This window comes from Metabacillus indicus LMG 22858 (assembly GCF_000708755.2).
Lineage (GTDB): Bacteria > Bacillota > Bacilli > Bacillales > Bacillaceae > Bacillus_P > Bacillus_P indicus.
In genome coordinates this window covers 922,104-942,451 of record NZ_JGVU02000002.1, presented here as the reverse complement: position 1 = coordinate 942,451, position 20,348 = coordinate 922,104, and the positions used below count along the sequence as shown (strand labels likewise).

25 protein-coding genes, 1 other RNA gene and 1 riboswitch are annotated in these 20,348 nt (G+C 44.3%); of the genes, 18 read left to right on the top strand and 8 right to left on the bottom strand.

Translation table 11 applies throughout. The features are described 5' to 3' along the window. Positions 1 to 13: 13 nt before the first annotated feature. A complete protein-coding gene (gene recU, locus AZ46_RS07995) occupies positions 14 to 607 on the bottom strand; it encodes a Holliday junction resolvase RecU (protein WP_029280332.1) in 594 nt (197 codons plus the stop codon). Between the two features lie 146 nt (positions 608 to 753). On the opposite strand from recU, the gene AZ46_RS07990 reads away from it, so the two are divergent. Then, positions 754 to 1,725, top strand: coding sequence for a DUF2515 domain-containing protein (locus AZ46_RS07990; protein WP_029280334.1), 972 nt, complete (start codon positions 754 to 756; stop codon positions 1,723 to 1,725). Between the two features lie 403 nt (positions 1,726 to 2,128). Here the strand turns inward: AZ46_RS07990 and AZ46_RS21455 are convergent, their stop codons facing one another. Next, positions 2,129 to 2,233, bottom strand: a complete 105-nt coding sequence (locus tag AZ46_RS21455) for a spore protein (protein WP_081414142.1) — start codon at positions 2,231 to 2,233, stop codon at positions 2,129 to 2,131. Between the two features lie 193 nt (positions 2,234 to 2,426). Here AZ46_RS21455 and AZ46_RS07985 point away from each other — a divergent pair, with 193 nt between their 5' ends. Further along, the gene (locus tag AZ46_RS07985; protein ID WP_029280337.1) at positions 2,427 to 2,663 is read left to right on the top strand and encodes a hypothetical protein; all 237 of its coding nucleotides are present in this window, start codon (positions 2,427 to 2,429) and stop codon (positions 2,661 to 2,663) included. 58 nt (positions 2,664 to 2,721) lie between these two features. Then, positions 2,722 to 3,093 carry a DUF1798 family protein gene (locus AZ46_RS07980; RefSeq protein ID WP_029280338.1) on the top strand — a complete coding sequence of 124 codons (372 nt, stop codon included), beginning with the start codon at positions 2,722 to 2,724 and terminating at the stop codon, positions 3,091 to 3,093. A gap of 91 nt (positions 3,094 to 3,184) precedes the next feature. On the opposite strand, the gene AZ46_RS22180 is transcribed toward AZ46_RS07980, so the two are convergent. Both AZ46_RS22180 and yppF read right to left on the bottom strand, forming a co-directional pair. Then, complete coding sequence (locus AZ46_RS22180) at positions 3,185 to 3,361, bottom strand: hypothetical protein (RefSeq protein WP_168713768.1); 177 nt, start codon at positions 3,359 to 3,361, stop codon at positions 3,185 to 3,187. Positions 3,362 to 3,472: 111 nt separating this feature from the next. After that, positions 3,473 to 3,652, bottom strand: a complete 180-nt coding sequence (yppF, locus tag AZ46_RS07975) for a YppF family protein (protein ID WP_029280340.1) — start codon at positions 3,650 to 3,652, stop codon at positions 3,473 to 3,475. 172 nt (positions 3,653 to 3,824) lie between these two features. On the opposite strand from yppF, the gene AZ46_RS07970 reads away from it, so the two are divergent. Next, complete coding sequence (locus tag AZ46_RS07970) at positions 3,825 to 4,274, top strand: YppG family protein (protein ID WP_051827262.1); 450 nt, start codon at positions 3,825 to 3,827, stop codon at positions 4,272 to 4,274. A 32-nt stretch (positions 4,275 to 4,306) separates the two neighbouring features. Next, the gene (locus AZ46_RS07965) at positions 4,307 to 4,609 is read left to right on the top strand and encodes a phage holin family protein (RefSeq protein WP_029280344.1); all 303 of its coding nucleotides are present in this window, start codon (positions 4,307 to 4,309) and stop codon (positions 4,607 to 4,609) included. A gap of 22 nt (positions 4,610 to 4,631) precedes the next feature. On the opposite strand, the gene AZ46_RS22440 is transcribed toward AZ46_RS07965, so the two are convergent. The 4 genes from AZ46_RS22440 to AZ46_RS07955 form a co-directional block, all read right to left on the bottom strand. Further along, complete coding sequence (locus AZ46_RS22440) at positions 4,632 to 4,766, bottom strand: hypothetical protein (protein ID WP_087946328.1); 135 nt, start codon at positions 4,764 to 4,766, stop codon at positions 4,632 to 4,634. Then, positions 4,766 to 5,017 carry a hypothetical protein gene (locus tag AZ46_RS07960; RefSeq protein WP_029280346.1) on the bottom strand — a complete coding sequence of 84 codons (252 nt, stop codon included), beginning with the start codon at positions 5,015 to 5,017 and terminating at the stop codon, positions 4,766 to 4,768. The genes AZ46_RS22440 and AZ46_RS07960 overlap by 1 nt, the downstream gene beginning before the upstream one ends. After that, positions 5,017 to 5,172, bottom strand: a complete 156-nt coding sequence (locus tag AZ46_RS22175; protein WP_168713767.1) for a hypothetical protein — start codon at positions 5,170 to 5,172, stop codon at positions 5,017 to 5,019. Before AZ46_RS22175 ends, AZ46_RS07960 begins: the two co-directional genes overlap by 1 nt. Positions 5,173 to 5,233: 61 nt before the next feature. Then, a complete protein-coding gene (locus AZ46_RS07955) occupies positions 5,234 to 5,638 on the bottom strand; it encodes an Hsp20/alpha crystallin family protein (RefSeq protein ID WP_029280347.1) in 405 nt (134 codons plus the stop codon). Positions 5,639 to 5,838: 200 nt separating this feature from the next. Between AZ46_RS07955 and AZ46_RS07950 the strand changes: the two genes are divergently transcribed. The 13 genes from AZ46_RS07950 to AZ46_RS07895 all read left to right on the top strand — a co-directional run bounded on the left by AZ46_RS07950 (position 5,839) and on the right by AZ46_RS07895 (position 20,298). Beyond that, positions 5,839 to 6,342: a PTS sugar transporter subunit IIA gene (locus AZ46_RS07950; RefSeq protein ID WP_029280348.1), complete on the top strand. Its 504-nt coding sequence runs from the start codon at positions 5,839 to 5,841 to the stop codon at positions 6,340 to 6,342. 103 nt (positions 6,343 to 6,445) lie between these two features. Further along, on the top strand, positions 6,446 to 8,731 hold the full coding sequence (locus AZ46_RS07945) for a DEAD/DEAH box helicase (RefSeq protein ID WP_029280350.1): 2,286 nt from the start codon (positions 6,446 to 6,448) through the stop codon (positions 8,729 to 8,731). Further along, a complete protein-coding gene (locus AZ46_RS07940) occupies positions 8,722 to 9,966 on the top strand; it encodes a ribonuclease H-like domain-containing protein (protein ID WP_029280352.1) in 1,245 nt (414 codons plus the stop codon). The genes AZ46_RS07945 and AZ46_RS07940 overlap by 10 nt, the downstream gene beginning before the upstream one ends. A gap of 344 nt (positions 9,967 to 10,310) precedes the next feature. Continuing rightward, positions 10,311 to 10,733, top strand: coding sequence for a spore coat protein (locus tag AZ46_RS22500; RefSeq protein WP_320155872.1), 423 nt, complete (start codon positions 10,311 to 10,313; stop codon positions 10,731 to 10,733). 63 nt (positions 10,734 to 10,796) lie between these two features. After that, positions 10,797 to 11,363 (top strand): SLOG family protein, encoded by a 567-nt coding sequence (locus tag AZ46_RS07930; protein WP_029280356.1) that lies wholly within the window; start codon positions 10,797 to 10,799, stop codon positions 11,361 to 11,363. A gap of 76 nt (positions 11,364 to 11,439) precedes the next feature. Continuing rightward, a complete protein-coding gene (gene gpsB / locus AZ46_RS07925; RefSeq protein WP_029280358.1) occupies positions 11,440 to 11,745 on the top strand; it encodes a cell division regulator GpsB in 306 nt (101 codons plus the stop codon). A 69-nt stretch (positions 11,746 to 11,814) separates the two neighbouring features. Continuing rightward, an RNA gene (gene rnpB / locus AZ46_RS21450) (RNase P RNA component class B) lies at positions 11,815 to 12,205 on the top strand. A gap of 356 nt (positions 12,206 to 12,561) precedes the next feature. Further along, complete coding sequence (locus AZ46_RS07920) at positions 12,562 to 13,713, top strand: THUMP domain-containing class I SAM-dependent RNA methyltransferase (protein WP_029280360.1); 1,152 nt, start codon at positions 12,562 to 12,564, stop codon at positions 13,711 to 13,713. 55 nt (positions 13,714 to 13,768) lie between these two features. Beyond that, on the top strand, positions 13,769 to 13,966 hold the full coding sequence (locus AZ46_RS07915) for a hypothetical protein (protein WP_029280361.1): 198 nt from the start codon (positions 13,769 to 13,771) through the stop codon (positions 13,964 to 13,966). A gap of 143 nt (positions 13,967 to 14,109) precedes the next feature. Further along, positions 14,110 to 16,047 carry an ATP-dependent DNA helicase gene (locus AZ46_RS07910; protein ID WP_029280363.1) on the top strand — a complete coding sequence of 646 codons (1,938 nt, stop codon included), beginning with the start codon at positions 14,110 to 14,112 and terminating at the stop codon, positions 16,045 to 16,047. Between the two features lie 491 nt (positions 16,048 to 16,538). Beyond that, positions 16,539 to 18,062, top strand: coding sequence for a carboxypeptidase M32 (locus AZ46_RS07905; protein ID WP_029280366.1), 1,524 nt, complete (start codon positions 16,539 to 16,541; stop codon positions 18,060 to 18,062). A gap of 146 nt (positions 18,063 to 18,208) precedes the next feature. Then, positions 18,209 to 18,310, top strand: a riboswitch (purine riboswitch). 90 nt (positions 18,311 to 18,400) lie between these two features. Next, positions 18,401 to 18,991 carry a xanthine phosphoribosyltransferase gene (locus AZ46_RS07900; RefSeq protein WP_029280367.1) on the top strand — a complete coding sequence of 197 codons (591 nt, stop codon included), beginning with the start codon at positions 18,401 to 18,403 and terminating at the stop codon, positions 18,989 to 18,991. Further along, positions 18,988 to 20,298 carry a nucleobase:cation symporter-2 family protein gene (locus AZ46_RS07895; RefSeq protein WP_029280368.1) on the top strand — a complete coding sequence of 437 codons (1,311 nt, stop codon included), beginning with the start codon at positions 18,988 to 18,990 and terminating at the stop codon, positions 20,296 to 20,298. Before AZ46_RS07900 ends, AZ46_RS07895 begins: the two co-directional genes overlap by 4 nt. Positions 20,299 to 20,348 lie beyond the last annotated feature (50 nt).

Genomic DNA, 20,348 nt, shown 5'->3' with positions numbered 1-20,348 from the left:
GCGCTGCGGCGAATTAATGGAAATAAAGCTTTTCTAATACTTTAATATAATCAATTCTGGGCTGATAGCCAAGCGGTATCAAGTGGGACGATGCTTCAATTTCTTTTTTCGAGATGGACTTTCTGCCTCCGCTTTCTTTTCTTTCCCAAAACTCAAATAAAACGGCTGCCTCCATCAAATACACACTTCCGAAGGCAGACAGAATCACAAACGAAATGCCTCCATGATCAATGACCATTTTCATGTGGCTGATCTGATGCTCATGGAAATTTTTCAGCGGAAATGAAGTATCGCTTTGCGTTTCCTTCGCTTCAAAATCAATGTACTTTCCTTTATAGACCCCGTTATAGTCTGTTGTAGAGGATTGTTTAAAATAGGCCTCGCGAATAACCGCTGCGCTCCTTTTCGGAAAATCAACATTCACAATCTGCACAGGAGTCGGCTTTTTATGAATGACGGCAATCGCTCTGTTTAGATAGAACTGATTGGTTTCATTCAAATCCTCTTCAAGAGTCATCCCTCTATTACTATAGGATTCCTTAGCCTCACGCTTTTTAGCCGGAACAGCACCAGGATTGTACGTTTTTCCGTTAGGATAACGAAAAATCATTTCTTCCCTCCTCAGGTAAAACTACTACCTATCATATCAAAAAAATGAAAAAAGACATGGTGAAAAAGTTTCGATTTTGTTAACAGACGCCGCGCGTAGTTCCGGGTTCCCTGGGCAAGCTTAAAACAGGGAGGCGAATGCTGATGACAGGCGGCAGCCATTTAGATGAAAAGAATATTATAGCACTTATAAAGAATACGGTGCGCAAAAATAATTACGACAATATTTCTCGCACGCAAAGCTATCAGGACTTTTTTCTCCGTCACCCCGAAATCAAATGGTCTTTTATGGCAAGCATGGTCTCGCGGAATGCAGGCTACTGTATGACGGATTTAAAGGGCGTTTGGTTTCAAAAATTATTGGACGAGAAAACAAGGAAAGCCCTCTTTCTGACATATGAGGATGCCAACTGGCTGATTTTTTCGGATGCGTATCCGCAGCTTTTGCTTTATGAATGGTCAAAAACAGCAGGGAAACCCCTGTTTCACCTTCTTGATGCATTTCACGTTTCTGCCTTTATGAAAAAAGAATGGGTTTTGTTTTGGGAAAGAGGGGACATGGAGCGGCTGATGACCTCTCTCATTATTAATGAGCAGCATCTTATCCAGAAACCCGTTATAGAGGGAACTGTCTTTAAACGAAAAGTATTCGGCACACCGTTTTTTCTTTTTCAGGATCTGTTTCACTTCAGCACAGTCATTTTTCCCGGAGAGGGCGGCAGACTTTACGGTTTCTCCGTACATGATTTCAGAAAGCTGAAAAGCAGGATCAGGCTCGGACGATCCCTTGCATGGCTTCTTTTTCATCCTGATTATTACGGCGAGTTTTTGACCTTCGCGGCTAAGACAGTTCATACCGGCTCAAGAGCAGATTATGAGCCTTCAAGCAGGCTTCGTATGACCCCGTATTTAAGAACGGCCTTTCCTTTTGTTTCCCATCAATTAGACGAAAAGAAACGAAAATGGTTTCATGGCCAGCCGCTTGACAGGTGGTACAGACCGATACCGGTGCCAGAAACAATCGATTTGACAGACTGGCTTATAAAAAAGGAAAATCAGCTGCACGCTCTGGCCATTGCTAATGAGTATGTTCAGGCGAAGAGAAAAAAGATATGAGGAGGCTGGAACAAATCATAGTGTAAAGAGGTTCGATAAAAAATCTGGAAGAATGCAGTTACACCTATGAATGATGATATAATCGAGGATCCATTTCTTTTAAAAGTGGCAGGGACTACGGCGAGTGACGCCACAAATGAGCACCATCACCGGAAAAAGTGGCGTCACTAAGTTGAATGACGCCACAAATGAGCACCATCACCGGAAAAAGTGGCGTCACTAAGCCGAATGACACCACAAATGAGGATCCATCACTGGAAAAAGTGGCGTCACTAAGGGGAATGACTCCTACAATTGACAATCAATTTTAGTCCATTAACATAAAAAACCGAACTAGCTGCTATAAACTAGTCCGGTTTTTTATGGTTAAATTAGTTACGTCCTAGCCTCTGTGTGTTTTCTTTTACGTAGAAGGGCGATTCGGCCCACCCAGCTTTTTGTCGAGGTCATTTTTTGACGGGGCTTGCTGCTGCTGTTTTTGTGTGTTCTTTTTGTTTTCTTTTGCCATGTTAGACACCTCCTGAGTGTAGTGTTTGCATGGGAATCGATTTCATGCAGCATGTCGGGGGGAGATGTCGAAAAAACAGTAATATCCAATCATTTCTTCTTTCTTTGCCGAAAGCGAACTAGTTTTGTCATCCGTGAAGGGAGGAGCGTTTTGGCCCGCGAATAGTACGAGTAGATTGAAAGGAGGAGTTAGGATGGAACACCTCGTGCCGAAAATGGTTGTGGAAAGACTTTTAATGGAACTCGATGAAGAGATGACGAAATTAGAACTTGCCATACAAAAGAGAGTATCGGAAACCATTCTGCAGAGCGAAGAGGACCTTCAGCGCAGCATAAAGAGGACGGAAGAATCGGTATTACAGGCAAATGGAGAAGAAAACAGGGAAGATTCCGTATCACGGGTTAAACCAAGCTACCGGCTCAGTTATTAGCAGGAATCTGGCTTTTCATGCTTATGTTTGGTAAGATACCCCAGAGAGGGGTTGCAGCATGAAAGCGAAAATTCTTGAAAATTCCGAAAAGCTTCTATATATAACGGACGAATGTGTCCGCCGTTTTGAGAACGACAGCAAAAAGAAAGAAGACGTTGATTTTTTTCACGAAGTAAAGCCAGCATTTGAGGATGCGATGAAAGTAATGAGCGAGTGGAAAAGAGACGTTCTTGCATGGAGAGATGAAGCAAAACCAAAATATTTGTTTCCGGCTCAAATTGATTCAGCTGAAGAAAATTTTGAGCAGCTTGTGCTTCAGTCGTTTTACAAAGATTCCAAAGCGATACGTTTTAAGAACATGAAACAGTCCATTGACTATACGATTGAAACTGTTATGGACCGGCTGGAGGCACACAGCTCCTTACAATGAGGGGCTTTTTATTTTGCTTAAAGACCTCAAGGTGAAGAATTTTCCTCAATGAAAAGGGTGTCCGAAGTATATCGGACACCCTTCATGACGTTTATTCGTCTATTTCACGCGCTTCCTGGAATGTGACAGCGCGGTCTCCTTCGCTTGCGACAGGTTCAATTGCATATTCAACATCTTTTGAATGTTTAGCAGCGGCAGGCTGTCCCTTTTTTGACAATGTTAGATCCTGTCCTTTTTTCTTATGGTTGAAATGGTTGCCTCTTCCCATCATAATGACCTCCATAAATGAAATGGTGAATCCTTCATAATATGTTTCCGATTGCGTGCTGTTATGTATGGAAAATAACAAAAAAAAAGAGAGGGAATCCCCTCTCAGTCATCAGTTGCTTATCTTTTCAAGTTCTGAGGCTTCAAGGTACATGACAGCCGTCCTGTATTCGCTGATGGTCATCTCACCCTTGATATAAAGCGTTTTGATAAAATTCATTAATTCGCTGATGCTGGTCGGTTCATACTTCTTTGTTTCTAAAAAAGCGGATTGTATGCTCTGCAGATTCATCGTGTATCTCCTCCCATTCCCTTGCTTTAATGGTATCACGGGAAATTTTTATCTCGATTTTTCAAATAATTTAAACTTCCGACAAGAGTTGACAATTTCTTTTAGACACGCACGGCAGTCTTTTCTTTTGCATATGTATGAAATAGCCCATTATGCTGAAAGGAGATCTGTTATGTATTCTCAAGAAATGAGTTCATTTAAAAACCGCAGAAAAAAGAAAGAAGAGAGAATCAGCTATTACTATCCATATGAAGGCTATGCACCATATGAAAATCCGGCATATTTGCCTCAAAATCAGCATACCTATCAGCAAGTGCAGCAAAATCAAGCCTTCTATCAGCAGTCCCAGATGCCGCCATACGGCTATCAGACACAGGGGTTTATGATGCAGCAGCCCCAGCAGAATATGATGCCGCAAGCAATGTATGCAAATCCATACCCAAAACCGGTACCTGCAGCGAAAAATCAGCAGGGAGGCATTTCTACAGTGATGTCCCAGTTTAAAAAGCCGGATGGTCAGATGGATTTCAACAAAGTAATGGATACGGCAGGGCAGATGATGGGAGCCGTTAATCAGGTGAGTTCTCTTGTAAAAGGGGTCACATCCATGTTTAAAGTATAAGCTGTATTAAGCTATAAATGAGGTGGATAAGCATGGTTTCTGCAGCGCTCTCAAGTCTGTTTGATCAGATTAATGTTCACCCCCAGCTCGTGATTGTCGTTCCGGCCCTCATGATCTTAGGGTATGCTTTAAAGCGGACTCCTAATGTGCAGGACTGGATGATTGTTTGGATTCTCCTCGGAGCCGGCATTATCGCAAGTATTTTCACACTGGGTTTTTCAGTCAGCAGCATTGCCAACGGTTTTATCGCGGCAGGAGCGGCCATCACCACTCATCAGGCGTATAAACAATCTGTTTTCGAACGAAACGCGGACGGCAAAAACAAAGACGCATAACCTTATGCGTCTTTGCCTGTGTTTACTTCTTTTCATTTAATCTTTCCGCCAGCCTTTTTTTAACTTCAGAATAGGACAAGCCTGAAGCGGCATTCAATCTTTTAACTTCCTCTGCATTTGTCGTGCTGAAGGGTTGGAGTCCCGCATCTTTTTTCATTACAGCAGCTCCTCATAAACGTCATTCAGCTGATTCATCCTGACATAGTCCTGCTCGCCCATCGCATGCTTTATTTCATACGGGAGCATTTTATTTAAGAACATCTGCTCTTTTTCAGAAAGCATCCTGATGAATTGCTTTTCATCTGTAAAGGATTCCCTGGAGAGTTTGAAATAAATGTGCCTGCTGGTTTCATGCTCCTCCAGATAATTGGAAAGGGCTTCTCTTAAATATGACAGTGACTGTTCCATCAGGACGGATCCTCAAAGAATTCTTTCACTTTTCCCGGATCACTGCCGGATGCGTATGGATTTTCCGAGGCCGCACCTTCATCCAGATTTGTTTTTATAACAAGCATCGGAGACCCCGACGGCTCTGCGCTGATCCTTTTTTCATGTTCCTTCATAAAAGCACCTCCTGCTAGTAGTTTTCATAAGCAGGGGGGATTTTATTGTGTTAAAATCTGGTCAGCTGAGCGGAAAGGATATGAGCAGGCAGCCGTTTTGAAAAGCGGCATCCACTTCGTCCATCTTCGGCGCCTTAGGCAATAGAATGGTTTTTGTCATTTGTTTTCTCGTCTGCGAGTAAGCAGATCCATTTATATGGCTGAGATTTAATTCTTCCTTGTGGCTGACGGTCAGGGAGAGGCAAAGGTCATGAAATTCAATTTTGATCTGCTCTTTTTTCAATCCGGGAAGCTCTGCTTTTACAAAATAGCGATTATCCTCTTCCCATGAGGATACTTTCATATAAGCCGTATTCATCTGCTCCTGAAATACTTTCTCAAACTCCAGTACGTTCTGTTTAAATGAGCTGTCACCGAAGAACTGCTCCGCAAGTTCATATAACGGGTTGTGATTTTTTTCACTCATCTGCCGTGTCTCCTTTTAAATGGGGATAAAGCATCTTTTAGGCTAAAATATGCATGGCGCTGTAAATTGGTTGCTTGATTCAGGCGTTTTATGGTTAAATGATGATAATTATAAAGGGACGGGTGAAGTGAGAAGCGTTTAATTTCAGGGAGACAGGGGTATTTCTAAAGTAGAATTCAATGCAGAAAAGGAGCAGAGCCATGCTTAAAAAACTATTCGGCAGTAAAAAAACGGAAAAACAGACAGAAGAAACAGTATTTGCACCATTAACAGGAAAGCTTTTGCAATTAGAAGAAGTTCCTGATCCTGTTTTCTCCCAGAAAATGATGGGCGATGGAATGGCGATTGAACCTTCAGAAGGGATCCTGGTGTCACCTGTTGAGGGAGAGATCATTCAGCTCTTCCACACAAAGCATGCGATCGGCATCAGAAGCCAGACGGGCATGGAGATTCTTCTTCACATCGGCCTTGAAACGGTGGCTATGAACGGAGAAGGATTTGAAGCGTTTGTCAAAGAAGGAGACAGCGTCAAGCCGGGAGATAAACTGATTTCGTTTGATCTTGATCTGATCAAAGAAAAAGCAGCAAGCACGATCACTCCAATCATCATTACAAATGGCGATATTGTGGATAGTGTTCAGAAAGCTCCTGTCGGACAGGTGAACGGCGGAAAAGATAAAGTGTTTGACATCAAGGTTAAATAAGTGCAGAACGGAGCAGGCATCGCGCCTGCTTTTTTTATGTTATCGTCTGTTTTGCTTAAAAACGAACATCTATTCTGTTAAAATGGAGAAAGAGGTGATCAGGGTGCGAAGAAAGCAGTCACTGTCAGAGATTATTGATTTTTTAAAACGCGATGAAGAATTTAAAGAGCAGATTGTCCATGCTCATACGATAGAACCAAAAGAAGCAAGAACAGCCGAAATGCCGTCTTCTGTTGACAGCAGGTTAAGAGAGGCGCTTGCAGCAAGAGGCATAGAGTCTCTTTATACCCATCAGGCAACGGCTTATAAGCTTGCACGCAGCAGAAAAAGCTTTGTTGCCGTCACACCGACTGCTTCAGGGAAAACGCTCTGCTACAATCTCCCGGTTTTGCAGCAGATTGTTCAAGATGAAAGCAGCAGGGCCCTTTATTTATTTCCTACCAAAGCACTCGCACAGGACCAGAAGAGCGAATTAAATGAGCTGATTACAGAACTTGGCGTTCCAATCAACTCCTACACCTATGATGGAGACACCGCTCCGACAATCAGGAATGTCATCCGCAAGGCGGGTCACATTGTCATGACAAATCCTGATATGCTTCACTCGGCGATTTTGCCCCATCATACAAAATGGGTTTCCCTTTTTGAAAACTTGAAGTATATCATCATTGATGAACTTCATATTTACAGGGGAATATTCGGCAGCCATGTTGCCAATGTGATCCGCAGGCTAAAACGCATATGCCGTTTTTACGGAAGCGATCCGGTCTTTATCTGCACATCAGCAACGATTGCCAATCCTAAGGAGCTTGCTGAAGAGCTGCTTGGAGAAGACGTGGTGCTCGTTGATGATAACGGGGCACCCTCGGGGAAAAAACACTTTCTTTTTTACAATCCCCCAATCGTCAACAAGCCGCTGAATATCCGGAAAAGCGCTACACTTGAAGTCAGAAAGATAGCATCAGAGCTCCTGAAAAATAAAATTCAGACAATCGTTTTTGCAAGGAGCAGGGTGCGTGTTGAAATTATCTTGACGTACTTGCAGGAGCTGATCAAGGGGGAGCTTGGAAAGAAGACGATACGCGGCTACAGGGGAGGTTATCTGCCAAAACAAAGGCGCGAAATTGAAAAAGGGCTGAGGAACGGGGAGATTCTCGGCGTTGTCAGCACAAACGCCCTTGAACTCGGAGTTGATATCGGGCAGCTGCAGGTGTGCATTATGACAGGCTATCCGGGAACGATCGCGAGTGCCTGGCAGCAGGCTGGCCGGGCCGGAAGAAGAAGCGGGGAAGCCCTGATTGTGATGGTGGCGGGATCGACTCCAATTGATCAGTACATCATTCAGCACCCGGATTATTTTTTCAGGCAGAATCCGGAAACGGCCATCATTAATCCGGACAATCTCATTGTTCTTGTGGATCATATCAAATGTGCTGCGTTTGAACTGCCATTCAAAAAAGATGAATCATTCGGGCAAATGGATATCGAGGAAATTCTCGAATTCCTGGCAGAGGAGAAAGTTCTATATTTTAACAGAGACAAATATCACTGGATGAACGATTCTTTCCCGGCCCATAACATCAGTCTGAGATCGGCTTCACAGGAAAATGTCATCATCATTGACCAGTCGGATATTGCAAATGTCAAAGTCATCGGGGAGATGGACAGATTCAGCGCCATGACCCTGCTTCATGATGAAGCGATCTACCTTCATCAGGGCATTCAGTATCAGGTGGAGATGCTCGACTGGGAAGAGAAAAAAGCCTTTGTAAGAGAAGTGGATGTTGATTATTTTACAGATGCAAATCTTGCCGTGCAGCTGAAAGTGCTTGAAGAAGACAAAACGAGAGCGGGAGATAGCCACCATCTTGGCTACGGGGATGTAACGGTTCAGGCGATGGCGACCATTTTTAAAAAGATCAAGTTTGACACGCATGAGAATATCGGATCAGGCCCGATTCACCTTCCTGAAGAAGAATTGCACACGAATGCTGCGTGGATCAGCCTTTCGGATGGACTTGCCGGAATGCTGAAGAAAGACAGGCTCGAAGAAGCCCTTCTCGGTCTTTCGCATGCCTTAAAGCATATTGTTCCGATCAGCGTCATGTGTGACCCGTCAGATATAAGCGTTGTTCCGCAAATGAAGGCGACGCATAACGACCAGCCTACCGTTTTTCTCTATGATAAATATCCCGGCGGAGTCGGTCTTGCAGGGAAAGTCTTTGAAACAATGGAAATCGTGCTCTCTGAAACGTATGCCATGATCAGCGGATGCCCCTGTGAAACAGGCTGTCCGTCGTGCACTGGCCTGGAAGGATCCGACCATCAGAAGAAGGATACCCTTTACTTAATAAACGGTCTTAAAGGAGCCGAAGATTCTTGTCGTTAAAAGGAAAGCTAAACCGATTAAAATCACATATGTCGCTGGAAGAGAAAACAGAGACTGTCAAAAGGGAGCCGGAAGAAAATGTTCCGCACCTTTCAAAGTGGGAAGAACTTGACGCCAAACCATTCTGGTTCGATGGTGAGTACTGTCTTGTAAGGGAAAGGACATATGATCTTTCTTTTCAGCACGGCCTCTATCAGCTAGGTGAATTTCATAGAGCGGTTTCCCTGTGGAATGAGAGAGACAGCCTTCATCCGCTTTCTTCCAAAGAGCATCAATCGCACGATCTCTTTTTCTTTGACACAGAAACGACAGGTCTTGGGGGAGGAGCGGGAAATACGATTTTTCTGCTTGGTCATGCGCAGGTATTTGACGATAAAGTGAAAGTTGTTCAGCATTTTCTGCCGAAACCCGGAAATGAAGTAGCGCTTTATCAAAGTTTTCTGAGCCGGGTCAATACGAAAACCCTTGTCACTTATAACGGTAAAGCCTTTGACTGGCCTCAGGTGAAAACGCGGCATACGCTGATTAAAGATCAGGTGCCGAAGCTTCCTTCCTTCGGCCATTTCGATCTTTTCCATGCGGCCAGAAGGCTTTGGAAAACAAGGCTTGAATCAGTTAAATTGAGTCATGTGGAGAAGGAGATTCTTGGAATCGTGAGGGAGCATGATGTTCCGGGCTATCTTGCCCCCATGCTGTATTTCAGCTATGTACAGTCCCAGGATCCAGATCACATCAGCGGTGTGCTGACACATAATGAAGTTGATATCCTTTCACTCATCACTCTCTACACGCATCTCACACACAGAATTTTGTTTCCCTCTGTCGAAGCAACCGGCATCGAGCAATATGAAGTCGCACGCTGGCTGCTTTCAGCAGGTGAAAAGGCGGCAGCCTTCGACACATTTAAAGCTGCAGCAGAATCAGGCTCAGAGAGGGAATATGAAGCGAAATTTGAGATGGCGATGCAGCTGAAAAAGAACAACAGGATGGACGAAGCACTGCCGATTTTCCTCTCTTGCGCAAAAGCGGGCAGCTTGAAATATAAGATAAAGGCATCAGTGGAAGCGGCGAAGTATTATGAACACAAGGAGAAAGATTCAAAAAAGGCCCTTTCATTTGCCACATCCGCTTATCTTGCGGTAAAGGAAAAGGATCAGGCACTGAAAACCGATTCAGAAAAAGAGAAAGCAGAGCTTTTAAAAAGAATGAAGAGGCTGGGGAATAAAATGGGGTGATTATTCCCCGGGGAACCGCAAAATCCGCTCTTTTTCGCGTAAAATTTGTCGATATTGTGAAATTTATAAGATGGGCATTCAAGTAATTGTAGAACGGTGAAGATGCGTGTAAAATTAAGGACTGTAAACATTAATAACCGGGGTGAGCACGATCATGTACAAAGGCATCTTCTACTTGTTTTTCATCGTTTTATTTGCAACAGTCTTCATCTTTTCAAACTTCAAAGACAGTTTCTATGCATTCTTGTAAAAAATAGGTTATTGCATCAGTACATGTACACTCCTTGCTTCATAGACTATCACTGTAAGACAGATAAGAAATGAAGGAAAGGAGACAAACAAACATGATGCCAAATAACAACATGCCTCCTAATATGGTGGGCGGCGCTCAGATGGGACCGAACATGCCGAATATGGTAGGCGGAGCTCAAATGAACATGCCAGCTCCAAATATGGTGGCAGGTGCACAAATGGGACCAAACATGCCAGCTCCAAATATGGTGGCAGGTGCACAAATGCCGATGATGCCGATGGGACCTGTCAAAATGTGTCCGCCGATTGTTCATCCGACAAAATGCTGCGTGCAGCATACTTTCTCTACAACAGTTGTTCCTCATATCCACCCGACTCACACAACTGTCGTTAACCACCAGAACATTCAGCACAAGCATTTTTTCCCTCAAACAAATTCTATGGTAAACTCTGTATCAAACCAACAATTTAACTGCGGCGGCGGAAGACCTCCTATGAGTCCTTACGGCCGTTAATACCTCACCTTAGGAGCTGATGCAATTGTCAGCTCCTATCTTCTTTGAAGGGAGACATACATAATGAAGGTCCTGACCGTATCCGGATACAAACCTTTTGAACTCGGCATCTTTAAAAATGATGATCCGGGAGTCGCCTATATAAAAAAAGCCATTGAAAATTCCCTGCGGCCGCTTGCAGAAGAAGGACTCGAGTGGGTGCTCATCAGCGGCCAGCTCGGAATAGAGCTCTGGGCTGCAGAGGTTGTCTTTGATTTGCAGGTAGAGTATGATGAACTAAAGCTCGGCATTCTGACTCCATTTTTGGAGCAGGAAGAAAAATGGAATGAAGACAATAAAGAATATTATGAATACATTATGTCATCAGCCGACTTTGTTGACAGCATCACAAAAAGAAAATATGATAATCCAAATCAGTTCAGGCTGAAAAATGAATTTTTTGTTTCAAAAAGTGAAGGACTCCTGCTGGTTTATGACGAAGAAAACCCTGGGTCTCCAAAATATTTGCTCGAGACCGCCAGAAAAAAGGCTGAGTCCGGCGAATATACCATTATGACAATTTCTTTTGCAGATCTGCAGCTCATTGTGGAAGAAGAGCAAAGCAAGGATCATTTTTGGACAGGCGAATAACGGAAGAAAATTGACAACGGCATCAGGATTATGAAAAAATATGAAAAGATGATTTCAGTGTGACGAGGTGAAAGAGATGCTTTCCGATAAAATTAAATTAACGGCGAAAGAAATCTTAGAAAAAGAATTTAAACAGGGAATGCGCGGCTACAAACAGGAAGACGTGGATAAGTTTCTTGATTTGATCATCAAGGACTATGAAACGTTTCATCAGGAAATCGAAGAGCTTCAGCAGGAAAACCTGCGTCTGACAAAACAGCTTGAAGACTCGTTCAACCGAAAGCAGGTTCAGCCTGTACAGACAAACACAACGAACTTTGATATTCTGAAACGTTTGTCAAACCTTGAAAAGCATGTTTTCGGAAGCAAGCTTTACGATTGATTTCCACTATTTGCTCTTGCAATCTTTTCTGTAATTAACTATACTAGTATTTGCTCTTAAAAAATAATAACGTTCAGGTAATCGCTGCAGTCTTTAGGGCTGTAGAGGAAAGTCCATGCTCGCACGGTGCTGAGATGCCCGTAGTGTTCGTGCCTAGCGAAGTCATAAGCTAGGGCAGCCGGGTGATCCGGCTGACGGCAGGGAAGGGGCCTAAGTCTTCGGATATGGCTCTGCTACCTTGAAAGTGCCACAGTGACGTAGTCCTCAGGGAAACCTGAGGAGTGGAACGCGGTAAACCCCTCGAGCGAGAAACCCAAATATAGGTAGGGGCACCTTCTCTTAGGAACTGAACACGGAGAAGGCCGGAAGCTTTAAGCTTCCGTAGATAGATGATTACCACCGGAGTACGAGGTGATACCGGCCGTTTGCAGTACAAAGGGACAAAACATGGCTTACAGAACGTTATTTCAGGTAAACTTAACATGTTTAAAACAGGCTCTCTTCATATGTGATGAGAGCTTTTCATTTACATAAAGAAAAGTGGAGTCGCCCGTTCAGCTCCGACAGGCAGAAAAGAAATCACCCGAAAAGTCCGGTTTTGACTTTTTGGGGGATTTTGTTCTGACAGAAGGACTAGGAGGCGCAGCTGGACAATGAGAAAAGCGGAATTACCCAGCTCATATAACTGAACATAGCAAAAACCACAGCCGGCAGACCGTCACGGGAAGTTTGAGCTGCGTGCACTATGTGCAAAATAAAATGAAATTAAAAATGATCTGCAGGCCTGTCCTGCAGTCTGATTTAGAAGGTGATGCAATGAGTAAGGTGACATTAATCGCAACAGCTGCCATGGGACTTGAGGCGCTTGTTGCCAAAGAAGTGCGGGATCTTGGATATGAATGCACGACCGATAACGGCAAAGTGACATTTGAGGCGGATCCAAAGGACATTCCCCGTCTGAATTTATGGCTTCGCACAGCTGACCGCGTAAAGCTGAAAGTGGGCGAATTTAAAGCCTACTCTTTTGACGATCTGTTTGAAAAAACAAAGGCCCTTGACTGGGGAGCAATTATTCCACGCCAGGCAGAATTTCCTGTCACGGGAAAATCGGTAAAATCAAAGCTCTACAGTGTACCTGACTGTCAGCGTATCGTGAAAAAGGCAATTGCCGAAAAACTGAAGCAGCAGTATAAGATTACTTCAGAGTGGTACGAGGAATCAGGTCCGCTTTATAAAGTGGAAATTGCCCTCTTAAAAGATGTAGCGACCTTGACGATTGATACAAGCGGCGCAGGGCTTCACAAGCGCGGCTTCAGGCTTGACCAGGGAGGGGCGCCTCTTAAGGAAACACTGGCTGCTGCTCTAGTCATGCTTACAAACTGGACGCCTGACCGTCCATTTGTAGATCCTTTCTGCGGATCGGGTACAATCCCAATTGAAGCGGCACTAATCGGACAGAACATTGCCCCCGGGTTTAACCGGGAATTCGTTTCCGAACAATGGGATATTATCGGAAAAAACCATTGGAACCAAGCACGCACAGAAGCTGAAGACCTGGCGAATTATGATCTCGAGCTTGATATTTCAGGACATGACATTGACCACCGCATGATCTCTATTGCGGAGGAAAATGCGGATGAAGCAGGCCTTGGCGGCATCATTCAATTCAAGCAAATGCAGGTCAGCGATTTCACAACCCGAAAAGAGTATGGCGTAATCGTTGGAAACCCTCCATACGGGGAAAGACTTGGAGAAAAAGAAGAAGTTGAGCAGCTGTACAAAGGAATGGGACGCGCTCTGCTGCCTCTTGAGACGTGGTCTGTTTATATGCTGACTTCCCATAAAGGATTTGAAGATTTTTACGGCAGGCAGGCAACAAAAAAACGCAAGCTCTTTAACGGATTTATTGAAACGGATTATTATCAGTACTGGGGTAAACGCCCGCCAAGAGACAGAAAACAGGTATAGAAGCATCTCTCCTTGAATACACTAGAAACAGTATTGATTTCTTTTCAAGGAGTGAGTGATTCTGGGCGAAAACAATGATTTTAATCTAATATCCAAAGCGCTGTCATCAACTTATTTGTCTCTCATTGAGAATGGCCATGAAGCAGCTGCTCAAGCATCGCTCGGCAGTGCGAGAGCCGATTTTCTAAAAGCAGTGGCACATGCTTCTGCGATTGACCAAAAGGTAATGATTGATACGCTTTACGACCGCTGAGATAGGCTTTCATATGATGAAAGCCTGTCTTTTTTCATGGCTCCTGAATTCAGGGTCATATTCAGCTCAGAAGCAGTTGACGAACCGATCGACAAATGAGAAAATAGTTGTTTGAGTATAAATGATTGCGGGGGATCTAATACATGCCGACGTCACGTCTGCCATTTGCTGTTTCCAAAAATGAAACCTTCTATGAAGGGCTGAACAATTGGATCGGAGATGTATTTTACGATATTTTGCCTGAAAAAGGCTTTGAACTTAGAGATGAACAAATTTTTATGGCGTTTCAGCTTGAACGGGCATTCCGCGAAAAGAGTGTCATGTTCGCAGAAGCTGGAGTTGGAACGGGAAAAACACTGGTGTATCTGCTTTATGCGATCAGCTATGCACGCTACACCGGAAAACCTGCTGTTATTGCATGTGCGGATGAAACATTGATTGAACAGCTTGTTAAAAATGAAGGGGATATTGCAAAGCTGAGAAAGCATCTGGATTTAACCATTGATGTAAGACTCGGAAAATCCCAGGATCAGTATCTGTGCCTGAAAAAACTGGATCAGACGATTCAGCGGACGGGTGATGATCTGTATCTTGATTTATTTGAGTCGCTTCCAGGCTTTGTCCATGAAAAAGCAGGTATGCAGTCTTTCTATCATTACGGAGACCGTAAAGAATATCCCAACCTGACAGATGAAGAGTGGAGTCATGTGAATTATGACTCGTTCCAGGACTGTCTGTCATGTGACCAAAGGCACCGCTGCGGCCTCACGCTTTCACGCGAGCATTACCGCAAAGCAACCGACCTGATCGTCTGTTCTCATGATTTCTACATGGAGCATATCTGGACATACGACTCAAGAAAGCGGGAAGGACAGCTTCCATTGCTGCCTGAACACAGCTCAGTCGTCTTCGATGAAGGGCATCTTCTTGAATATGCAGCCCAAAAAGCCCTTACCTACAGAGTGAAAAGCAGCACGCTTGCCATCTTGCTTGAAAGACTGCTTCAGAATGACATCAGGGAAGAATTTGCTCATTTAGTTGAAGACACGCTTGTCATCAACGAGGAATTTTTCGACAGCCTGCTTGAAGCATCAGAAGAAGTAAAAGGCTCACACCGCTCACGGATAGTGATGAACGATACGCTGCGGAAACAGGGGATTGAGCTGCACAGGATGCTGGCTGAAATTGGCGAGGCCCTAGTATTTGAAGGGGAAATGTATACCATTGATTCCTACGAGCTAAAGATTGTCGAGGAATATTTGGACAGCATGGAATTTTCCATTTCCCTTTTTAATAAACAAAAAGGCGCGATCCACTGGATTGAAAACGGAGAGCAGGATTTCTCCCTGATCATCATGCCAAGAACAGTGGAAGAAGTGCTGAGAGAGAAAGTATTTTCTCAGAAAAAGCCGTATATCTTCTCATCTGCGACACTGTCCAATCATGGATCGTTCGATTTTATCGCGGGCAGTCTTGGAATCAAAGACTATTTGTCATTGAACGTTGAGTCACCGTTTGATTATGAAGAAAACATGAAGATTTCACTGCTCGACGTATCAGCATCTGTTTCCCTCAATGAAGTGAAATGTGCGGAAACATTGAAAAGAATTGAACAATCAGGAGGCCGTGCGCTCATCCTGTTTAACACAAAAGATGAACTTGACGTGTTTAAACGTTATGCATCAGCCCATAAAGCTGATTATCGCTTCTTATTTGAAGGAGACCAGGAAATAAGCAAGCTTGTTTCTGAGTTCCAGAATAACGAGACATCCGTATTATGTGCCGTGCATCTGTGGGAAGGACTTGACATTCCTGGGGCATCCCTGTCGAACGTGATCATCTGGTCACTGCCGTTCCCTCCAAATGACCCGGTGTTTGAATCAAAACGGAGCAGCTCAGCCGATCCGTTTGCTGATGTGGATATGCCGTATATGATGCTGAGACTGAAACAGGGCATTGGCCGCCTGATCAGAACCAGCACTGACAGCGGGGAGATTTCCATTTACCTCTCCACAAAGCAGGATCTGAACGTGCTTGAAGAAGTTAAATCCATATTGCCTGTGACAGCTGAAGAACGGTAAGTGTAAGAGCGAGGGGAGAGGTCCCTTCGCTCTTTTTTTCGGCATAATGAATCGTACCCCCGAAAACCGAGAAACGATTTGAGAGGGTAAGCAAGCGCGCGAATCGTACCCTCGGAAACCGAGAAACGAATTGGGAGGGTAAGCAAGCGCCGTAATCGTACCCTCGGAAACCGAGAAACGATTTGAGAGGGTAAGCAAGAGCGCGAATCGTGCCCTCGGAAACTGAAAAACGATTTGGGAGGGTAAGCAAGTGGGCGAATCGTACCCTCGGAAACCGAGAAACGATTTGGGAGGGTAAGCAAGCGCTGTAATCGTACCCTCGGAAACCGAGAAACGATGTAGGAGGGTAAGCAATTGTCAGAATCACACATCCGCAAACAAAAATAAAACCGACCCGTCAGTTTATAAAATCATTGACAAAAACCTTTTCTCTCCTTTAATCTAAAAATGTTAGAAAATTACTACTATTTTACATACCTAAAGAAGGGGTGATCAGATTGACTATTCAATCCGTTGAGACGTCATTTTTAGAGTACCTGCAAAAAATGAAAAGCTATAATGAAGCCATTTCGCTCATGTTCTGGGATCTGCGCACAGGAGCACCGAAAAAAGCGATTGAACAGCGTTCGCAGGCAATTGGCATTTTATCTACTGAAGTGTTCCAAATGCAGACATCTGATGAAATGAAGTCATATATTGATCAGATTCTGAGCGCGAAGGATGAGGTTTCTGAAATCACATTCAAAGCAGCACTTGAAAGTGAGAAAGAATACAAACTAAGCAAAGTGATCCCGCAGGAAGAATACAAAGAATATGTCATTCTGCAGTCAAAAGCAGAGTCCGTGTGGGAAGAAGCGAAGGAAAAATCGGATTTCAGCCTGTTTGCACCGTACTTAAAGAAGCTCGTTGACACCAACAAAAAGTTTCTTGAGTACTGGGGCTACAAAGAAAACAAATATGATACGTTCCTTGACCAGTATGAGCCGGGTGTAACCGTTGAAGTGCTTGACCGGGTATTCGGCGAACTGAGAAGCCGGATCGTGCCTCTTGTCAAAAGCATTACAGAGTCACAGAACCAGCCGGAAACTCACTTTTTGTATGAGCCGATTTCAAAAGACAAGCAGCGCCAGATCTCAGAGTTCTTCCTGAAAGAGCTCGGCTACGATTTTGAAGCAGGCCGCCTGGATGAAACGGTCCATCCATTTGCGATCAGTCTTAACCGCGGGGATGTGCGTGTTACTACGAAATATGCTGAAAATGACTTCCGTACAGCGCTTTTCGGCACAATCCACGAATGCGGTCACGCGCTTTATGAGCAGAACATTTCAGAAAAGCTTGAAGGAACCCTGCTGTGCGACGGAACATCCATGGGAATTCATGAGTCGCAGTCTCTTTTCTATGAGAAATTCATCGGCAAAAATCCTGGATTCTGGAACCGCTACTACGATTCGCTCAAGAACTATGCAGACGGGCAGTTTGATGATGTAGCGCTCCAGGATTTCTACCGCGCAGTCAACGAATCCAAGCCGTCTCTTATCCGCATCGAGGCAGATGAACTGACGTATCCGCTTCACATCATGATCCGCTATGAAATTGAGAAGGGCTTATTTAATGATGAGATCGAAGTAGAGGATCTTCCGCGCATCTGGAATGAAAAATATACAGAGTACCTTGGCGTAACGCCATCGAATGACGCAGAAGGCGTGCTTCAGGACGTTCACTGGTCCGGTGGCATGTTCGGCTATTTCCCTTCTTATGCACTTGGCTATATGTACGCCGCGCAATTTAAACAGGCGATGATGAAAGACTTGCCTGACTTTGATCAGCTTGTTGAAAACGGAGAGTTCGGCACGATTAAAAACTGGCTGACAGAAAAGATCCATCAGCACGGAAAAATGAAGCAGCCGCTTGAGATCCTTCATGATGTAACTGGAGAAGGCCTGAATGCCAAGTATTTAATCGATCATCTCGAGACGAAGTACTCGAAACTTTATCAGCTTCAGCCGGCAAAATAATAAGCAAAGGCCGCACGTGTTCTCGTGCGGTCTCTTTTGGTTTTTTCAGAAATAACGAATAATTCGAATTAAATTACATGCCATTATTCGCTTTTTTGTGCAGAATACTCTTCCCATAACGAATAAACCCTGTTATAATGCTACTATTCTAATAAAACGTGCACACTCATATAATCGCGGGGATATGGCCTGCAAGTTTCTACCGGATGACCGTTAATCATCTGACTATGAGTGAGCAGTGCTTTGTTTTGCAGCCTGCTTCTTTTAAGCTATCTTCTAAACGGCATTGTCTCACTCTATGAGACGATGCCGTTTTTTTATAGCTGGAGGGAAATAGGATGATCATGCTGCAGGAAAAAATTAAACTTGAAGGAAAGGTGCTTTCTGATCAGGTACTGAAAGTAGATTCCTTTTTAAATCATCAAATTGATCCATTTTTAATGAGAGAAGTAGGAAAAGAGTTTGCAGGAAGGTTTAAAAACGAAGGCATTACGAAAATTCTTACCCTGGAATCGTCAGGGATTGCGCCGTCGGTGATGACAGGGCTTGAGCTGAACGCGCCGGTCGTTTTTGCAAGAAAGCGCAGCTCTCTTACGTTAAAGGGCAAGCTTCTCACAGCAGCTGTTTATTCATTTACGAAGCAGGAAGAAAACACGATCGCTGTATCAGGCGAACATCTGAATGAAACAGACCGTGTGCTCATTATTGACGATTTTCTGGCAAATGGACAGGCAGCTCTTGGACTTGCCGAGATTGTGAAGCAGTCCGGAGCAGAAATTGCGGGAATAGGCATCGTTATTGAAAAATCGTTTCAGGACGGCGGGAAATTGCTTCGTGAAAAAGGCTTTCGCGTGGAATCTCTTGCACGAATCGAGTCTCTTGAAAACGGCGCCGTGCAATTTCTTGACAAAACGGAGGCAGTCCGATGAATAACAATTCCTTTAAAGTGTTCTCACTCGGCATTCAGCACGTTCTTGCCATGTATGCAGGTGCGATTATCGTGCCTCTGATTGTAGGCGGAGCCCTTGGATTAACGCCTGAACAGCTGACTTATCTTGTTTCCATTGATATTTTCATGTGCGGTCTTGCTACACTTCTGCAGGTGTGGAAAAACAAGTTTTTCGGAATTGGTCTTCCGGTTGTGCTCGGATGCACGTTTACAGCAGTTGGTCCAATGATCGCCATTGGGACGGAGTACGGTATATCTTCTGTCTATGGTTCGATTTTAGCTTCAGGAATTTTCGTCATTCTGATTTCAACAGTGTTTGGGAAGCTGGCTGTATTTTTCCCGCCTGTTGTAACAGGATCTGTCGTGACGATTATCGGAATCACGCTGATTCCGGTTGCCATGAATAATATGGCGGGCGGACAGGGGGCCGCTGATTTTGGATCTCCTTCCAATCTTGCGCTTGCTTTTGGTGTTCTGCTGTTTATTATTCTGCTTTACAGATTTTTCACCGGCTTCATCCGCGCCGTTTCCATCCTGATTGGGCTGATTGCGGGAACAGCTGCGGCTGCGCTTATGGGAAAGGTGGACCTGCAGCCTGTCTCTGAAGCGGGATGGTTTCAGATCGGCAAGCCGTTTTACTTTGGAACGCCGACGTTTGAGATTGCTCCGATTTTGACAATGATCCTCGTCGCTATCGTCAGTTTGGTAGAGTCAACCGGGGTTTACTATGCGCTTGGGGATCTTACGAAAAAGAACATCACAAAAGAGGATCTTGCGAAAGGGTACCGTGCAGAAGGAGTTGCTTACTTGCTTGGGGCAATCTTTAATGCTTTCCCATATACGGCATATTCTCAAAATGTAGGATTGATTTCTCTTTCTGGCGTTAAATCAAGGAATGTCATCTATACAGCAGCAGGAATGCTCATGGTGCTTGGACTAGTTCCTAAAATTGCAGCCTTCACAACCATTATTCCTGAAGCCGTTCTCGGCGGAGCCATGATCGCCATGTTTGGGATGGTTATTGCATACGGCATCAAGATGCTGAGCAGGGTTGAGTTTGCTTCACAAGAAAATTTGCTTATTATCGCGTGCTCTGTAGGAATGGGACTTGGTGTGACTGCCGTGCCTGATATGTTCGCCGCTCTTCCCGAGTCTGTTAAAATCCTGACCAACAACGGCATTGTGGCGGGGAGCCTGACAGCCATTCTGCTGAATATTGTGTTCAACGTTGTTCGAAAAGAAGAAAAAAGCGAAGCTGTACGTCTGAACGAAAAACACGCATCTTAATTCTTCTGATGTAAAATAAGATCCAATAGAAAAGCCATACCCGAATATCT

What these genes read in the sequence shown, in the direction of transcription:
- AZ46_RS07955 (WP_029280347.1), bottom strand. Translation starts at nt 5,638, where the DNA reads ATGAGTGAAAAAAATCACAACCCGTTATATGAACTTGCGGAGCAGTTC.
- AZ46_RS22500 (WP_320155872.1), top strand. Translation starts at nt 10,311, where the DNA reads ATGATGCCAAATAACAACATGCCTCCTAATATGGTGGGCGGCGCTCAG.
- AZ46_RS07985 (WP_029280337.1), top strand. Translation starts at nt 2,427, where the DNA reads ATGGAACACCTCGTGCCGAAAATGGTTGTGGAAAGACTTTTAATGGAA.
- AZ46_RS07920 (WP_029280360.1), top strand. Translation starts at nt 12,562, where the DNA reads ATGAGTAAGGTGACATTAATCGCAACAGCTGCCATGGGACTTGAGGCG.
- gpsB (WP_029280358.1), top strand. Translation starts at nt 11,440, where the DNA reads ATGCTTTCCGATAAAATTAAATTAACGGCGAAAGAAATCTTAGAAAAA.
- AZ46_RS07950 (WP_029280348.1), top strand. Translation starts at nt 5,839, where the DNA reads ATGCTTAAAAAACTATTCGGCAGTAAAAAAACGGAAAAACAGACAGAA.
- AZ46_RS07970 (WP_051827262.1), top strand. Translation starts at nt 3,825, where the DNA reads ATGTATTCTCAAGAAATGAGTTCATTTAAAAACCGCAGAAAAAAGAAA.
- yppF (WP_029280340.1), bottom strand. Translation starts at nt 3,652, where the DNA reads ATGAATCTGCAGAGCATACAATCCGCTTTTTTAGAAACAAAGAAGTAT.
- AZ46_RS22180 (WP_168713768.1), bottom strand. Translation starts at nt 3,361, where the DNA reads ATGGGAAGAGGCAACCATTTCAACCATAAGAAAAAAGGACAGGATCTA.
- AZ46_RS21455 (WP_081414142.1), bottom strand. Translation starts at nt 2,233, where the DNA reads ATGGCAAAAGAAAACAAAAAGAACACACAAAAACAGCAGCAGCAAGCC.
- AZ46_RS07900 (WP_029280367.1), top strand. Translation starts at nt 18,401, where the DNA reads ATGATCATGCTGCAGGAAAAAATTAAACTTGAAGGAAAGGTGCTTTCT.
- AZ46_RS22175 (WP_168713767.1), bottom strand. Translation starts at nt 5,172, where the DNA reads ATGAAGGAACATGAAAAAAGGATCAGCGCAGAGCCGTCGGGGTCTCCG.
- AZ46_RS07990 (WP_029280334.1), top strand. Translation starts at nt 754, where the DNA reads ATGACAGGCGGCAGCCATTTAGATGAAAAGAATATTATAGCACTTATA.
- AZ46_RS07960 (WP_029280346.1), bottom strand. Translation starts at nt 5,017, where the DNA reads ATGGAACAGTCACTGTCATATTTAAGAGAAGCCCTTTCCAATTATCTG.
- AZ46_RS07930 (WP_029280356.1), top strand. Translation starts at nt 10,797, where the DNA reads ATGAAGGTCCTGACCGTATCCGGATACAAACCTTTTGAACTCGGCATC.
- AZ46_RS07965 (WP_029280344.1), top strand. Translation starts at nt 4,307, where the DNA reads ATGGTTTCTGCAGCGCTCTCAAGTCTGTTTGATCAGATTAATGTTCAC.
- AZ46_RS07910 (WP_029280363.1), top strand. Translation starts at nt 14,110, where the DNA reads ATGCCGACGTCACGTCTGCCATTTGCTGTTTCCAAAAATGAAACCTTC.
- AZ46_RS22440 (WP_087946328.1), bottom strand. Translation starts at nt 4,766, where the DNA reads ATGAAAAAAGATGCGGGACTCCAACCCTTCAGCACGACAAATGCAGAG.
- AZ46_RS07980 (WP_029280338.1), top strand. Translation starts at nt 2,722, where the DNA reads ATGAAAGCGAAAATTCTTGAAAATTCCGAAAAGCTTCTATATATAACG.
- AZ46_RS07895 (WP_029280368.1), top strand. Translation starts at nt 18,988, where the DNA reads ATGAATAACAATTCCTTTAAAGTGTTCTCACTCGGCATTCAGCACGTT.